A 15,919-nucleotide genomic window follows, 5' to 3' on the forward strand; every position below is an offset into this window, starting at 1 on the left:
GCCGAGCGTGATCGTCGGATAGAGCTGGGCCTCCGTCACGCCGATCTGAGCGGTCGCAGCAACGAGGTTACGCTCGGCGACGCGGATGTCGGGTCGGTTCCGGATGAGGTCAGCCGGGACGCCCGTGTCGACTCGGCCTCGGAATACCGGTTGGCCACCACCACTATCCAACTGAGCGATAATGATCGCCGACGGCACGTTCAGCAGCGTTGCAATACGATGCAGCGCCTGACGATAACTGATTTCGAGACCCGGAATTTCTGAAAGCGTCGAGTTGACGAGACCTTCGGCCTGGACGACGTCGAGGCGGGACACGGCGCCGGCATCGAGCTGGAACTTGGTCAATGCAAGCGTCTCGCGGCGGGACTTCAGATTGTCCTGTGCAATCGAAACGAGGGCATGATAGTAGCGGAGGTTGACATAGCTGTCGGCCAGATCCTGGAGATAGGTCAGGCGAGCGACGTCGACACCGGAGAAAGCCGCATCCAGCGATGCATTGGCGCTTTCCTTGGCACGGCGGTATTGACCCCAGAGGTCAAGCAGCCACGAAGCCGCGGCATTGCCGCTGATGGTATTTTCCGTTTCCCTCTTGGTGCGCTGGCTGCCCTTTTCGCCGTTGGTCTTATGACCGCCGGAGACAAGAAGGCTCGGCATTCCGCCGGCGCCGGCGGTGATGACTTCAGCCTGTGCCTGATTGATGCGTTCCAGCGCCTGCTGGATGCTAAGGTTTTCTGTAAGTCCTTGCTCAACCAAGGCGTTCAGCTTCCTATCGTCGAAGGCTGTCCACCAATGTGAACTCGAGACGTCGCCGTTGACTTTCGTACCGCCCTCCGAGAACGTGGCCAACACCGGCATTTCCGGTGGCTTATGATCGGGGCCGCTGACGCAACCTGCCAGAAGAAGAAGCAAGGCGGGGGCGGCAGTACGACTGGATATCATCACATTATTTCACAATTCAATTTACATGATCACTGTCTTGCGGGGGTCGACGTGACCCCATGTGTGTCGGCACTTCTGTGACGGCCTGCAGTTCATCGGGATGACTAAATGTCGGAAGAGATCGTTGAGTTCCAGACGCTAGAGGGAGGTCGTACATTGTAAAAAGACATCGATGAACGGAGCCGCTCGACGGACCAGGCTACGGTCGACGGGGCCGCGTCCATGAGAGCCTCGCGCTACGCTTAATCACGACAGCGCGCGCATGAATCTTCTCCTAGTTGCATATCTCTCGCACGTACTCAGCCCCAAGCGAGCGGCGGCGAGAACGCTGGCGCGTTGTTCGAATGTGCTGAACTCACTCGGAAGGTGCTGGGTTGGGATCGTCGACCGATAACGAATTGCCAACACCGAATCCCACGGCATCTGTAAGCGCATACTACGGCTCCTTTTTTACTGCTTCATAATTCTTCTACTAGCATTTGAAGCTCGCCGGCCTCACGTCAGGCCATTGCGTGAATGGACGGGCGGTTTGGTTCGACACGTGGGCGAACACTTTGGGCCAATCTGATGGTATCTCGCGGTGAGCGCCCGTTGACGTGCGCACCCTAGTCGCACCGTCGACGAAAAACGCCGCAATTCGCTGCGACTTCGACGAATTTACCGTGCCCGTTTATAGTGAATGGCGAGCGCTGACGGCCCAAACCCGAGGCTCCGTATTGAAACTCGACGTTCCCTGACGAGCCAATGTTGATACTCATCGTGGACCCATGTTGATTTTTCGGAGGACTCGAGATGGCACCGATACTTGGAAAATCTTCGCAATGGCTCGTGTCGAGTGCAAAAGGCGAGGCCAAAGCCGTAATAAGAAAAGCTGCTGCTGCAACCGTGCAGTTCATAGATCTCGCTCCGTCTACAGGTGGCGGGACCGCCGTTTCACGAGACGGAAGGCTCTTACCCTCACCGACGATGTCATCAAAGAACAGGATCTGGACATTAAACGTCTCCGTTGGAATGAATTTCGCAAGTCGTAACGCAAGAGGCATGCCACAAGGCACACCCATTCGTTTTCAATGAATTAGCAAGTTCTTGGCGCCATCCGATGAAACAATGGCGCCACTTTTGTCGAGTTCCCTGCAAATAACGGAGAGGAAATTATTCGTCTAATGGCGTGGGAGGATTGGAGGTGGAAGGCTCAAATAGCCGACCCCCGGCGAAAGAGCAGAAAGTCAGTGACGGCAGACGTTTTACAAAGCTGCCTCAGGTATGCGCCGGCGGGCGTGTCCTTGTTGCCGTGGGTGAAAAGGACGGCAATCATCGCATCTGCCAAATGACAAAGCGCCCTCCCCAGCCCCGTCAGCTTATACCTTTGTCCTTCGGCCGCTCGACCTTCGGAAGAACAATGCGCCGGACCTGGGGTACTCCATTATTCCGCTGCTAATGGGGAGTGGTGGCAGCCCCCGGCAGGAGTGCCCAGTTTTGTTCGGAAGTGGCACGCCGGTACTCTTCGAACACTGTTCTTATATCGATCTGCTCACGGACTGAATCAACATAAGCGTCGATACACTTTCGCTGGTCCTGACTGAACGAAGCATCCGATTGGTTCAATGCCGAACGCACATCCCGGCGTCGCACCATAAACCCTGCCGTCTCACCGTGTTCAAAATCGTTGGTGATATTCCAGCTTGCCTTGCCAGCATGCAGGTGGTGACGACGCGTTCTGAGTGCGATGATAAAGTAATGCAGGTTGTCAGTGCCGAAGCATTCGATGCGCCTCGCGTCGTGATCGGGAAACGTAGCCTCTTTCTGGAGACGCCTGGAATGGATCGACGAGTGAGTGCGCGGCGCTCGTTGCCCCGAACAATTCCTTCTGGACGTTGCCCTTAATATCCTCAAGCCTGGCTTCATTCATCCTATCGAAAATATTCTGGCCGACAGCCTCCTCAACTGGGCAATAGCAGCGAGCAGGCCCACCAACGCACGATCAAACACGCGAGTCTGATAAGGTACGAGCTATAGCGCTCCCAGATCTTACGGCCGGGATGGTCTGCCATCACCTCGTCGATGTCAAAGCCACTGACGCACGCGATTTCCCCAAACAAATCGAGGGACAGAGGCACGACTGCAGCTTTCAGCTTCTCCCGTATCGTAGCCACATTTGATGCTCGCTGTTCGTGCATCTGGTCGGTAGCCGCGCGCAGGATTGCCGGGTCGCCGAATCTGTGCGGAAGGGCATTGTTCTTTTCGTTCTGCGGTGACTCCGGTTTGCTCAGACCGTCCTCAATATTGCGTATCCACGAGATAGCCTGTGCGGCCCGGGCACGGATATCCCTGCGGCGTTTTGTGCGGTTTCAGTGAGCTGTCGTGTGTTTGCCTGCGGAACTTCTTCTGACAGACCGGGCACTGATAGATGTAGGTTGGATGACCGAATGCGTGGGATCGTGCGAGACGGGAGCGACTCAGCGCCATACCGCCGAACGAGCCGCCAATCCGCGAAGGCGAGATGGTAATTGGCCCCGAGGGTATAAGCTCGACAGCGTAGCGCGGCACAAATGTCTGGGTGGTCGCGCGCGCGCCGGTGATGCGGTCGACCCGGTAGCTGCGGTGCTCGTTCTTGTTAAGATTAAAGGCGTGCAGGACGATATTACCTTCACTCGTGCGACGCAGCGAGTAGGGTTCGATGCGCCTTGTCGTGCCCTGATAATCAAGGTCAACACACAGCCTATTTGCGCCCGCGAAGCGGATGATCTCGAGATGCGTCTGCGATGTATTCGGGATGTCCAGGCCGAACGTGCGGCCGTGAATAACGGACTCGCCCGCCGCTAGCGCGAAGGCAGGCAATTCGACAGGCACTTCACCACCGGTAAGCCAAGCGAAGAACTCGGGCAGCACGCCCCAGAAATCATCAACGGGTGGCAGGGCTGGAAGCTGGTGCGCCAGCATGGCCGCCCAACTTCCTTCAACCGCATCGCGGTGGCTCGCAAGGTCCTCTAGGTTCGGCACCGCAATACCTTTGAACTCGCACTTCTGCCGAAGAACATCAAGGAGCTCAGCGGCACGCGGGCGCGCTTCGGCGTTCCGAAACAGATTGACGACATCATAGAGATCTCGCGGTCTTGTGCGTTCCGCAAGCGCCCGCACTTTTTCGCCGAAGGTCTCTACATAACTATAGGATAGGACTTCGAAGCCGGCCTCCTGCGCATCGCTATAAGAATGGAAAACCGGTGTCCTTACTGGCGGCAGGGCGATGCTCTCATCGGCGGTGAGATCGAGTTTGATGCGCGGCAGGCGAATAACCGCGACGTGGGGCGAAACAGGCCCTTTGTAGCTCAGCTTGCCTTGGCACGAGATGTTGCCACGTGGGTTATTAAAGAGGTCGAAGCCCTGTCCTTCAGCAGGCATCTCAAGGCCTGAGCGCTCATAAATCCAATCGCCGATCTCGCCGAAAACACGCTTGAGGAATTCCTCATTGAGATGGGCTTCATCCGTCAGAGTGAAGTCGAGATCCTCCGAAAACCGGTAGGTCTCGAAATAGCATTTCTTCAAGCACGTTCCGCCTTTGAAGATCCATGCCTCGCGCAACTCCTCATGCGCGGAAATCCCAGCGAGCGTCCAGCCCAGCACGTAATCCTTCTCGACCACGTCGGGGCGAAGACCAACCTTCCCTGCTGTTTCCAGGATCTCAGCCTTACTAATCATGGCTTGATACTCCGATCCAGGTGGCCGGGACTTTCAGTTTCCAACGTGTCACGACGCGGTCGCACGTAAGCGTGGGATCGAGTTTGGCGTAGCCTTTCGTCAGCCGCGCTTTGCATGCGGTGACGAGTGCTGCTCCGAGCTGATGACGTTCTGCCAGGAAACCAAGGCGTTTGAACACCGCTCCGTTGTCGAGTTGATCGGCATAAGCGATCAGCCGATCCGGCTTGCTGTCATTCTTACGCAGGTAGCGGTCGAGGCAGTCGGCCACATGTTGGATACCGCCGCCGATCGCCGGATCGTCCAGTATGTCGAGCATGGTCCGATCGATGTCGGAGACGCTGACTTTTGTGTGCGCGCGCCAGACTGATTTGATGCCGAAGATGCGCGACTCCGAAATCTGGCGCAGCGTGAATTGCGCTCCCCCGCTTTCCTTGATGCGGTTGCGGATGGGACGCGCCGTGAAGACAACGATGTCGCGAAATAGTTGCTCCGTAAGGTCCCAATATTCGGCTGCTGTCCGGCCACCGATATAGGCGGGACCAAAGAGCGCGGGAACCAACAGCCACGCGTCCGTTACCGTTTGGTCGCTACCACGCATATCCAGCGAAACAGGCGCGTAGATACCCGTGCCGACGCGCTGTAGCCATCCTTGTGCCGCCCATGCTGACAGAGTCTTGGCGGCCTGGACACGGGAGATGGCGAGCGAGCGCGCTGCATCGTCGATGTGAATGACATCGCCGGCGGCTCGAAGGACGGTGGTTAGCTTGGGCTTTTTCATAGTATATTGTATGCGCGTCTTTTCAGCAATATGCGGAATTTCTCCATGTCGCCTATACTACCTAAATAGCCAGAAAGCAATGAAAGTACAATAAAGACGCAAAAATTCTAGAAAATATGGAAAAATTACGCGTTCGATTAGCCTTCCAAGCTGGCTATGCGGGTTCGATTCCCGCCACCCGCTCCTGAATTCGTATGTAGAAATATCAATCAAAAGTATTTCGAGGTCCCCTCCAGGCGACAAGGTGTGGTGGGTGAAGACACCTTGTTGACTATTCTTGGATGGCGAGTTGAAATTTTGACCGACGTCGAGGGCGCATCTTATAAAGCTTCGGCCTCCCCGCAATCGGACGCGACGGACCGCCAATTGCCAGCGAGCTGGTCGTACATGCCGCGCAGCAGCTTGCTTATGCGCGGATCGTCCGGCGCCTGATTGGAGTGCATGGACAGCTTCAAACAGCATCGTTTCGGCTAAAAATGGCCAGTCCGCCGCGTCGCCAAGGTGGCGATCGAACAGCTTTGCCATGAATTTCCGAAGCTGCGGCGCCCCCTTCGATGGTCGTGAGCGCGACGAACAACCCACGGCTTTGAGCATTGACGGAATCGCAACAGCGCTTTCAGTCAGAACTTTTGCTTTGCCCGTTTTGGCATGAAGTAGGTTCGGATATTGACGAGCGCTTCGGCGACGTCAGCAGCATCCTGGCGGGTCGCTTTCCGTTTTGCCTCGCCGAGCTTGCGAAGTGGCGCGATGATATCCCCGGTGACGGCATGACCGCGAAGGACAGGCCGCCACAGCTTCGGCGCGTACCCGGTTCCCAGCAAAAAGCAGAGGTCCCAATCGAATGGATCAAAGGTCTGATCATCGATCCTGGTGAACCTGGGCCGGTGGTCTTTCGGTGTTTCGGAAAGACTCGCCGAGATGCGGTTATACTCCGCAACGATGGTCTGCACGGCACGATGCTCGGTTGTTTCCATCGGCAGATTCAGGGCGTCCGGACCGGTCAGTTCCGGGATCCATTGGCGTGGATCGATAAACCTCGGTCCGATGATGAGAGCCGTGAGATAACCATCGAGAGCGCTCATTGACCAGATTGGCGATACTGGACGACGTCCCCTGATAAACGCCTCGAACGCCTCGTCATCAAGCTTCGGTCGTGCGGCCGCCATGCCCTGGCTGTTGTGTGTCATGTCGCTTGGCTTTCTGAAGAGCGATAATACCTAATTGTGAAAAATAAACGGGGATTTTAATTATATATCGGCAACTTACATATTCTGGATGTTAAACACTGTCACTATCGCGTCTCTCAAATACGCAAAAGTTACAGATATGCCTCTTCATCTCGTCGGCATCAACATCGACAAAACGCGCGGACACAACAGGCGGAGGCCGGCACGCTGGTCCAGCTGATCCGCGGTATCTATGTTGATGCCGATGAGCGGCCAGTGCAATTGCTCCTTCGTCAGGGCCACCACCGTTTCCTGCCGCCGGGGCCAATGGAACCTGTCATCACCCAATTGTTTCAATCATGAAAAAAAGCAGTTTAATCCGGTCGCGCGACGAATGTAGAAGAGCAAGACCGCCTGACTGCCGATTCCGAAGGGTTCAAGGTAACAACATTCATGCATGATGCTGTCGTTATTCGTTCAGGTACTGCACAGGCAGTTGTCAACCGAAAAGGAGCAGAGCTAATTGGGTGGCAGGTCGGTGCAAACGACCTCCTTTGGCCGGGAGACTCCCCAGGTTGGAACCAAACTTGTCCCCTAATGTTCCCTTCATGCGGATGGAGTGAATCTTCGCTTGTCGAAATAAAAGGGCAATATTATCCGATGCCTGTGCACGGCTTTATCAGTATGCTGGAATTTGACGTGGTTTCGAGCGCAGAAAGTGAGGTGACATTAGAAGCATCTGACGATGAATTCACGAAAACAATGTTTCCATTTTATTTTCTTTTCAGGATAACGTATAAAATTGTGGATAGTAGACTGAACATTGATATTTCCGTAAAGAACAAGTCCCATAGTGCATTTTTACCTTATTCCATCGGAATACATCCCGGATTTAAATGGCCGTTGCTGTCTCCGCGCAAAGATAGCTGGCGGCTGCAGTTCGAGAAATCGGAATCCCCCCTCGTCCCGAGCATATCTTCCCAAGGGCTAATTCAAGGTGACCAACGAAAAATTTCATTCCACGGACGGTGCCTTCATCTAGATGAAAGCCTTTTCCAAAATGAAGCCCTTTGTTTTTTGAATGCGAACAGTAAAAGGCTATCGCTTGTTGGAGAGAAGGTCACGATTAGAATTGACGCGCCAGATGCACGCAACTGGGTTGTATGGTCTCTCCCAAAGCAGGACTTTCTGGCGTTAGAACCATGTACCGGTCACGGTGACATAGAGGGCAGACGCATTCCATTTGACGAGCGGGAATATAATGTCAACCTCGCCCCAGGAGAAGAGCAACAATTCCGAGTACGATTTGAGTTTTTGCAGCATGAAGATTAGTCCTTAAAAGACTTGCACAATCGGGCATGTCAGCGGCGCTGCTTTTCTTCGCGGAATTGGGGCCTGGCACATCCAGTAGCGCCGCCGACGCATCAATTGCCCTGCGGGCCCCGCCTAACGTAATGCTGCGGGCCGTCGTCTATCACAGCGATCACTATGAACATCTCCAACGTCGGCATTTTCGGCGGGTCCGCCAGCGACCAAAACGCGGTGAGCACGCTGCTTTTCCACCCCGAGCTTTAGAAGGCTGCAGTCGCGAACAGCGGTTCCCACGACAACCGTATGAATAAGATCGGGTGGAACGAGCATTGATGGCCGGTCGCAATAGAATATTCGGAATTCTCAGACATAGACAATGCCCATAGGCTGCTGGGCAAGCTGATGCGCATCGTCGGCGAAACGAACCCCAATACGGAAAAGCGTTACCGGGCTGCACTTCGCGTCGCCACTACTCTCGCCGGGTCGGCAGTGAATTCACTCGCCGGCAAGTGGATGGTCAAGACGCAGCAGATGCGCTGGTGCTCATGCAAGTCCGGGCGGCCGAGATCAACGGCTAACTTCGCAACCGGTTGCGGGCGCGGTTCTGACAGCCTGGACCGAGCGTGCCGCCGATATTCAAACTGAAAACGCGCCTTTTGCGTGTCGCCTGACCCAGAGAAATTATCCGTCTCCTGCCCTACAGGATGTTCGATAAGAATCGCGTGTGACGCAGCCGCGATCACCGAAAACAAGCGGCCTGCTGATGTGTTGACTTATATCACGAAGGGTCAGGAGCAGTTGCCGTCGCCGAAGGTAAAGACCAGCAGCGAGAGAATCGGCTGTACGCCGCGACCACAAGCCGGGCCGAAAGACGGATTTCATGGATATTCTGTAGTGATGGCGCGGCGTGAGAAAGCGCTTTCTCCGCTTGATGCCGCAGAGCGAACTGTCGATCACATAATCTCAAAGCCGAAGGTGGCTTTGGAAAGGCCAGTATGTCCGTATCGTCGATACCAACAACACTTGCTCCTGTCGGCATTCCACTCTCAACGACGAGCCCATAGCGGGATCTCTCATCAAAATGTCGCTAGTCTTGGGCCATTTTGTCCGGGGGCTCTTGCCCATAATGAAATAGCCGAACGCTCAGGAAATTCTCAGGAGGACCTATTGTCTGTTTTTCAGACATATAGTAGAACGCTGACTGATAAATGGACAAAAGAGGTCTGGTTATGTTCCCTTCACGAGCGTTTGAAGACGCGATACGCGATGAGATCGTATCAGCTATCAACGACAGGCCCGCCCGCCGCGCCGCATGGGAGCCTGAAGTCGACTCTCTGGTCGTGGTTCGAGTCGTTTTGCGGGTAGAAGAAGAGTTTGCGCTTAAACTGCCCGATGATGTCATGCCATCTGGCGGTTTCGATAATGTCGAGCATTGCGTTGCCGCCGTAGTGGAGGCGTGTCGCGAGCTGTGGAACATTAGTCAACCTCAGACGGAGGAGGTGTAATATGGTGCGGACTCCTGTCGGATTTGCCGGTTCGAGCCCCGAGGCAGCGGAACTCGGAAAGCGCCTTAAGGAGGCGCGGGAGTATGTGGGCATCACCCAAGAAGAAGCTGCCGCCCATTTGGGAGTCCGCCGCTCTGCAATTTCAGAGATGGAAGCGGGCAAGCGTGGAGTCGGCGCTCTCGAGATGAAAAGCTTGGCTGCGCTCTACGAGCGTCCAACGTCGTGGTTTACCGGCGAAATAGAGCAGCAAGTAGCCGAGGACGTCGCATTCCTGGCACGCACGGTGAGCGAGCTGTCGGAAAACGACAGGGGCGAGCTGGCAAGCTTTGCGGAATTCCTGCGCTCACGTTCGAAGGTGACCAAGAATGGCTAAGGCCCCAGCACGCGCTGCAGTCCTGAAAGGCATGCGCGCAGCACTTCGCCTGCAGCGCGATCTCGGCTTGGATCAAGCTGGGGCGCGGGGGCATCGCGTGGATGTGTTCGGTGCGATCTACAGACAGAATGTACCCCTGCTCTTCCGGAAGCTTGAGCCGCTCCTAGGGGCTTATCTCCGTGAGGAGGGCAATCCCGGAATCATTCTGACAACGCGCCGCCCGCTTGGCCAACAGCGCTTTACCGCAGCGCACGAGCTCGGCCACCATGTGCTCAACCATGATCCCCATGCTGATGACGATAGCATTCTTCGCCGGTCGCCGGATCTTGCTGGCGACTACATGAACCTTCCGCCAGCCGAACAGGAAGCGGACGCATTCGCATCCTATTTCCTTTTGCCTGACTGGTTGATTACGACACTGATGCAGCGCCAGCACTGGACGCCGCAGCACCTTCAGCACTCCGACATCGTCTACCAGCTAGCGTTGCGCGTTGGCGCGAGTTATCGCGCGACGCTTTACGCGCTCGTGCGCAACAAGGTCATCGGGGCAGGAATCCGGCAGCAGCTCGCTAAGGCTCAGCCGGCGACCATCAAGCGCGCGCTCGTGCCCGACCACACGATTGAGTCCACGCAAAACATCGACGTATGGCATTTAACTGAGCGAGACGAAGGGGCGGTCATCGAAGCAGGCCGAGATGATTTGTTCGTCGTCAAGCTGCGCGAGGACAGCAATTCCGGTTACCTCTGGAACTTCGATGAATTGCAAAACGCGGGGTTCGCACGCTGGAGCTTTATCTGAAGCATCACGGTGCGACGGTTGCCGTTTTCTCGGACAAGAAAATCCGCCAGCTATTCAAATCATGAGCTGGTTTTTGAATGTCGCCACAGTCTTGGAGCGAGGCGTCCTTTACCTTTGATTTCAAAGCCTCGTTATTTCCGGTTTTGGGGTTCCCTGCCACTCGAGTCGCCATATTGCCCCTTGCCGCAGGTTTTGAACGAGCGAGGGGTGAAAAGCTACCAGGCAGGTGCCTCCTATCGATCTCACGGAAGGATAGATCAGCCCCGGGCTATCCTTTTCCTTACGAAGCCACTTCGCAAGAGCTTGCCCTGCCGGATAGGCGACCATAGGGTCCGCGCTCAAGCTAGGGTCCGTTGCGAAATCCTTGCCTCGCAAGTCGTGAAATTGACCGACGAAGTCGGCCATCAATTCCGCGTAGTCTGTTACGTTCTCGAAACGGTTGATCGCTTCAAGTTCGCGCGTCAGATGAAAGGACACTTCAGCCAAGGCGGTCTTGGTTTGGAAGGCGCAGTACCACGCGCCGCGTTCATCGTCATTGAACCGGTTGCCGCCCGGGCGGGTGTAGGTAAACGCAGCGTTGATGAAAGTATGGCCTGGCCGGCCAAAGATGAGCTCCTTGGGATCAAGATCCAAAAGGCCCCCTTGCTGCGCCTGAAGGCGGCCGCTGGTCGCACCCTCCAGTTCGGCTAGATCCTCCAACGCGCCATGGCTCGGCGCAAGAGCTAGCAACACGGGTTCCTTGAGCCGGGCGGTAGATATAAGGCGGACAGCGTCTTGCTGAACAATATCCGCGCGGGCAGGCTCGATCAAAGGCCACCTCGCAACGCGTCAATATGGCGCCTTACGAGCAGGAGTTTCGGAATGCCACCTTCGATCATCACGTCAATCGGCCGCCGGCCTTCGAAAAGCGGACCCTTGTTAGCAAGCTTCACCCATTCATCGGCCAATGGTTCAGAGAATAGAAGGCGCAGGCCCTTGAAAAGGCCGATTAAGGCGCTGACCCTTGTCAAACTGTCTTGAGAGAGGCTTCCGGTCCACTCTCCTTTTTTCATTCTGAACCACGTTCGTTCCGATACATCGCCCAGGAGGGCACATATCTCACCGCTGGTGAGGCGCCAAATCTCAGCCAACCGAACAACTCCAGACACAGCGGCTGGCGTCAGCCTTCCGCGCGCGTTTTCGTCGCCGAGATTAACAGGCGCCTGCGGTACTCCATTATCTCGAACTGCATGTGCTACGACCATGTCAGCCTCCATCTGACAGTAAATATACTGCCAAATGGCAGAACTTCAAGAGCCTGGGAGAAGATCAAGACGCTCACAAGCCTTTTAACTCAGACGCGACAATCATGCGCCGAAGCGTCATCTCGGGGAATTTGCCCAATCCCCGCTCCGGCATATTCCGCACTTAGCAATCCAAAGAAGCGCATCAAGCGGCGCGCGCATGGTCTTGCCCAGCAGCGAGGCGCGCAGGTCGATCTGCGCCAGGTCCAACTCGGGCAATGCGCAGTGTTCGAAACGGATGTACTCCCAACCGGCGGCGACCGTGGCCGGCGCCGTTCGCCGATCCAGCACGATGTCCAGATGGTCGTCCTTGCACCGGCTCAGGGCGGTGTCGCTCATGCTCGCTCCATCCGTCGCATCGGGCGACGGCGTTGCGTCGAATCGGACCGACGGCAGCGCGCACGCCGCCGCCTCCCGCGCGTTCAGGCCGGCGCACGCTGGCCTCTCCTCGCAGCGTCGCTGCGGTAGCGGCTGGTCGAGGTCTGGTAGTACTGGGCGCGGATAGCCGCCATGGCCTCGATCAACGGTCCCCACGGCGCGGGAAAGCGTTCTTCCGCCATCACCCGGTGCAACATGCGCGTGTGGCCGTCCAGCTCGTCGTTGAGGAACTCTACCGCAGGCATGGCAGGATAGCGCTGCAGCAGCAAGATCGCCGCGTTGTCGGCCTCGCCGGCCGACTTGTCCTTGTCGCGTCCATGCAGATCGTTCTGCAAGCGCCCTATCGCGGAGATGAGCCGCAGGACCTGGCGAAACGCCGGACGGGCGCGCAAGGTCGCCATGTCCAGCCCCCACAGCAACGACAGGCAACAGAACACGTTCGTGTAGGCGATCGAATCGATGCCGTTGTGCAGGTACTCGGCGTAAGACCAGCGTTCCGCCCCTGCCGCCTGCGCGTGTCCGGCGCGCAGCGCCGCGCAGTAGCACCGGGTATCGTCGAGAAGCTGAGCATAGTCGCGACGATCGTAGGCGAGCGCGGCCAGCGAAGCGCGCAGTACAACGCAACCCTCGAATCCGGGGAGCGCGCACGGCACGCCCCGCCCCAGCGCCTGTTCCACCGCGGCGAGCTGCTCCGGCGCGATCAGGCCAAGGTCGTTGCAATCGTCGAGCCAGAACAGCAGCGCCAGTTCGCGATAGAACGTCACGATCAGCGTTTCGTCCTGCGGATCGCGGCCGGTGCGGGCGCTGGTGTCGCGCAGGTTCGGGTATATGCGCTTCAGGATGTGCTGGCCGCCCCTGACCGCTTCCACGGCATGCTCGTCGGCGAACCCGGTCAGGGAACGCCCCCACTCCAGCACCTGCTGCACCGCGCGTTCGGTCTGGATCATGGCGCCGCTCCTGCTCCCTCGCCCAGGACGCGCCGCCCCCATCGAAGCGCCAGCCACAACCCGGCGAGTTCGGCCACGCGCACCACCCGGGTGGGGCAATACAGTTCCTTGCCGATCCACAACGGCGTCTGCGGCAATGCATGCGCCGCATGGCGGGCGAGCATCCACTCCAGCGCACCCGCTACCGCCTGCGCCACACGCCGGCGCCCTGTTGGCTCTTCGCTCCCTTCCATCACGTGCAACGCGAACAGCGCATAGGCGGTTTCCTCGAATGTGGACGTGCGACCGGCGCCCCAGCCGCCGTCGTCGCGCTGCGCCTGGAGCAGCGCCGCCAGCGCGCGCTCGTCGCGCCACTGGGGCTTGCCTTGCGCCAGCGCGGCGACCGCATGCGCGGTGGGATACAGCCACGAAACGTGCCATTTTTCGTTGTTCCATAGACCGTGAAGGTTGCGATTGGTCTCGACGTAGGCGCTGGTGCCGGCGGCGGGCTTGCCCAACAGTCGCAACGCATGCAGGGCATGGATGTTGGTCGACACCGAGGCATTACGCTCGCCGGGGAAGGTGACGAACAGCTCGCCGATTTCGAAATGGCGCAACGCATCGACCGCCGGGTCGCGGCCTGCGAGGCGCAAGACGCACAACGCAACGGCGGTATCGTCCGCATCAGCCGCGAAGTGCAAGGCCGGGCCCAGACCGCGCACGCCAAGGCGAGCGTCGAGCTGCGCGACGATCACGCGCACCGCCTCGGCGAGGGTGGGATGCGCGAACAGCCCGGCCAGATGCAGGGTGTACAGCGACCAGCATGGCTCGAACACATTGATCGGCCAGACGCCGGGAACGACAGCTTCGATGCCGCTGCGCGTCGCTCGCGATGCCGCCTGCAGATACGCGTCGGCGCGCCCGACCTGCGGCGTGCTCCCCTGTGTCACGGCGTGGGCATGCCACGCGGCGGTGGCCGCCGGACTGATGCCGATACTGCCGTCGTCATCCGGGCATGCGGTAGTCGGCGATGTCCCCCAGGCTTCCCAGGAGTGCAGCAACGGATGGCCGCTCGGCAACGTCGCCACCGCCCCCAGCTTGGCCAAGCGCGCTTGCCGCAACGGCAACAGTGCGGGGTGGCGCGGAAACCCCACGCCGCCCAGCAAGGATGCGGCCTCGGCGCAAAACTGCGGCAGGATCAGCTCCGCGCCGATCGGCGCGTCTTCCGGCACCGCATGCGCGTAGGGATCGGGCTGGCGCTGGAGGAACCGGGTTGCAGCCTGTACTGCGTCGGCAGCGCCGGGAAGAGGGTCGGCACGCTGCAATGCCAGCAAAGCCGCCCACGTGGGCGCATGGCGGAACAGCGGGAAGTCTGCGCTTCCCCATCCGCCATCGGGCTGTTGTTGCGCGATGAGCCACGCGTATGCGTCCTGCCGACCGGTGACGTTGCCGTGGAACTGCAGAGCTCGAGCCGTGTCGTAGACGGACGGACCGACGCTGCCGCCATCGCTCATCTCGCTCAGCAGGTGGCGCAATTCGGAAAGGATCTGTTCGGACAGCGCGTTCACGCGGGATGTTCCTTCTGCAGACGGTTGACGAGAACCAGGATCGGTCAGACGCCGCGCGCGTCCCAGCGGGCTCGGACACAGTACAGCATGCACCGCTGCCGCCAGCCGATCGCAGCGGCACAGGGGCGACTCCATGCGGGCGGCGCGCTCATGCGCATGGCACGTGCTTGACCAGATACGCGTTGGCCCGCTGCAGCATCTGCGCCAACCGTTCCGCACGCGGCCCCAGCGACGCGATGGCCTCCCTGGCGTCGCGCAACAGATCCAGCACGAACTGGCGCGCTGCCTGCAGCCCCATGATCGACGCGCAGGTTGGCTTCTGCGCGGCCGCGTCCTTGCCGGGGGTCTTACCCAGCGTCGCTTTATCCGCTGTCGCGTCGAGAATGTCGTCGACCACCTGCAACGCCAGGCCGAAACACGCGCTATAGCGATCGAGCGCACAGTACAGCGCAGCGTGCGCGGCATCCTCCGCGATGGTACATAGCGCGCCCATTCGAACCGACGCGCGCACTAGCGCTCCGGTCTTCATCCGGTGCATCGCCACGATCCTGTCCAGCTCGACGTGCTTTCCAACCAGCGACAGATCCACGGCCTGCCCGCCTGCGGCACCCTCGGCGGACACCGCTTGCGCCAGTTCGCGTACGAGCTCGATACGGTTGTCGCCCGGCGCATCCAGGCTCGCCAGGGTCAGGAAGGCGTGTGCCTGCAGCGCATCCCCGACCAGGATCGCAGTAGCTTCGCCGAACTTGACGTGCACGGTCGGAAGGCCGCGGCGAAGCACGTCGTCGTCCATTGCGGGCAGGTCGTCGTGGACCAGGGTGCAGGCGTGCATCATCTCGATGGCGGCGCCGACGTCGTGGAGCATGTGCGCCGGCGTATCGGCTAGTGCGCCGGCAGCGATACAGAGCAAGGCGCGTGTGCGCTTGCCTCCACGCAAGGTGGCGTAGCGCATCGCCGCCATCAGCTCGGTCTCACCGTCGTCTTCGGCGCAGAGAAGACGCGCCAGCGCCTGCTCGACCCGCTTTGCGCCATCCTGCATCCAGATCTCCGGCAGCAGCCTCCCGGATGCGCCGCCCGCCTGCGCGCCCGATCCGCCAAGCGGGGAAACGCCAGTTTGGTCGTGGTGTAGCGTGGAAACGGCCTGCATGTTGTTCATGTCCTTGTACCTGACAGGAGACTGCCGCGGCGAGCGGCGAG

15 protein-coding genes and 1 pseudogene are annotated in these 15,919 nt (G+C 58.7%); 4 read left to right on the forward strand and 12 right to left on the reverse strand.

Annotated elements, in window-relative coordinates; translation table 11 throughout:
- The 6 genes from PY650_RS31190 to PY650_RS37535 all read right to left on the reverse strand — a co-directional run.
- The coding region (locus PY650_RS31190; RefSeq protein ID WP_285883746.1) for an efflux transporter outer membrane subunit at nucleotides 1-939 on the reverse strand (939 nt) is incomplete at its 3' end.
- A gap of 2,277 nt (nucleotides 940-3,216) precedes the next feature.
- Nucleotides 3,217-4,560, reverse strand: a complete 1,344-nt coding sequence (locus PY650_RS31195; RefSeq protein WP_285883747.1) for a nucleotidyl transferase AbiEii/AbiGii toxin family protein — start codon at nucleotides 4,558-4,560, stop codon at nucleotides 3,217-3,219.
- Nucleotides 4,561-4,627: 67 nt separating this feature from the next.
- On the reverse strand, nucleotides 4,628-5,413 hold the full coding sequence (locus PY650_RS31200; RefSeq protein ID WP_285883748.1) for a type IV toxin-antitoxin system AbiEi family antitoxin domain-containing protein: 786 nt from the start codon (nucleotides 5,411-5,413) through the stop codon (nucleotides 4,628-4,630).
- 320 nt (nucleotides 5,414-5,733) lie between these two features.
- Entirely contained in the window at nucleotides 5,734-5,856 is a 123-nt protein-coding gene (locus PY650_RS31205) for a hypothetical protein (RefSeq protein WP_285883749.1), read from the reverse strand.
- Nucleotides 5,857-6,033: 177 nt separating this feature from the next.
- The gene (locus PY650_RS31210) at nucleotides 6,034-6,600 is read right to left on the reverse strand and encodes a YecA/YgfB family protein (protein WP_285883750.1); all 567 of its coding nucleotides are present in this window, start codon (nucleotides 6,598-6,600) and stop codon (nucleotides 6,034-6,036) included.
- 147 nt (nucleotides 6,601-6,747) lie between these two features.
- On the reverse strand, nucleotides 6,748-6,885 hold the full coding sequence (locus tag PY650_RS37535; RefSeq protein WP_432761605.1) for a hypothetical protein: 138 nt from the start codon (nucleotides 6,883-6,885) through the stop codon (nucleotides 6,748-6,750).
- Between the two features lie 147 nt (nucleotides 6,886-7,032).
- On the opposite strand from PY650_RS37535, the gene PY650_RS31215 reads away from it, so the two are divergent.
- From PY650_RS31215 to PY650_RS31230, 4 genes are all read left to right on the forward strand, one after another.
- A complete protein-coding gene (locus tag PY650_RS31215) occupies nucleotides 7,033-7,911 on the forward strand; it encodes an aldose epimerase family protein (RefSeq protein ID WP_285883751.1) in 879 nt (292 codons plus the stop codon).
- A 1,208-nt stretch (nucleotides 7,912-9,119) separates the two neighbouring features.
- Nucleotides 9,120-9,395 (forward strand): hypothetical protein, encoded by a 276-nt coding sequence (locus PY650_RS31220; RefSeq protein ID WP_285883752.1) that lies wholly within the window; start codon nucleotides 9,120-9,122, stop codon nucleotides 9,393-9,395.
- A gap of 1 nt (nucleotide 9,396) precedes the next feature.
- A complete protein-coding gene (locus PY650_RS31225) occupies nucleotides 9,397-9,768 on the forward strand; it encodes a helix-turn-helix domain-containing protein (RefSeq protein WP_285883753.1) in 372 nt (123 codons plus the stop codon).
- Nucleotides 9,761-10,567, forward strand: a complete 807-nt coding sequence (locus PY650_RS31230; RefSeq protein ID WP_285883754.1) for an ImmA/IrrE family metallo-endopeptidase — start codon at nucleotides 9,761-9,763, stop codon at nucleotides 10,565-10,567. The genes PY650_RS31225 and PY650_RS31230 overlap by 8 nt, the downstream gene beginning before the upstream one ends.
- Nucleotides 10,568-10,687: 120 nt before the next feature.
- On the opposite strand, the gene PY650_RS31235 is transcribed toward PY650_RS31230, so the two are convergent.
- The 6 genes and pseudogenes from PY650_RS31235 to PY650_RS31260 all read right to left on the reverse strand — a co-directional run bounded on the left by PY650_RS31235 (nucleotide 10,688) and on the right by PY650_RS31260 (nucleotide 15,869).
- On the reverse strand, nucleotides 10,688-11,200 hold the full coding sequence (locus PY650_RS31235; RefSeq protein ID WP_285883755.1) for an RES family NAD+ phosphorylase: 513 nt from the start codon (nucleotides 11,198-11,200) through the stop codon (nucleotides 10,688-10,690).
- A gap of 173 nt (nucleotides 11,201-11,373) precedes the next feature.
- Nucleotides 11,374-11,811, reverse strand: coding sequence for an antitoxin Xre/MbcA/ParS toxin-binding domain-containing protein (locus PY650_RS31240; protein ID WP_285883756.1), 438 nt, complete (start codon nucleotides 11,809-11,811; stop codon nucleotides 11,374-11,376).
- A gap of 186 nt (nucleotides 11,812-11,997) precedes the next feature.
- Nucleotides 11,998-12,189 (reverse strand): annotated as a pseudogene (locus PY650_RS31245) (type 2 isopentenyl-diphosphate Delta-isomerase); the annotation flags it as partial.
- Nucleotides 12,190-12,272: 83 nt separating this feature from the next.
- Entirely contained in the window at nucleotides 12,273-13,175 is a 903-nt protein-coding gene (locus PY650_RS31250) for a terpene synthase family protein (RefSeq protein WP_285883757.1), read from the reverse strand.
- A complete protein-coding gene (locus PY650_RS31255) occupies nucleotides 13,172-14,722 on the reverse strand; it encodes a hypothetical protein (protein ID WP_285883758.1) in 1,551 nt (516 codons plus the stop codon). The genes PY650_RS31250 and PY650_RS31255 overlap by 4 nt, the downstream gene beginning before the upstream one ends.
- A gap of 148 nt (nucleotides 14,723-14,870) precedes the next feature.
- On the reverse strand, nucleotides 14,871-15,869 hold the full coding sequence (locus PY650_RS31260; RefSeq protein ID WP_285883774.1) for a polyprenyl synthetase family protein: 999 nt from the start codon (nucleotides 15,867-15,869) through the stop codon (nucleotides 14,871-14,873).
- Nucleotides 15,870-15,919 lie beyond the last annotated feature (50 nt).

The organism is Martinezella calliandrae (assembly GCF_030272695.1).
Lineage (GTDB): Bacteria > Pseudomonadota > Alphaproteobacteria > Rhizobiales > Rhizobiaceae > Rhizobium > Rhizobium calliandrae.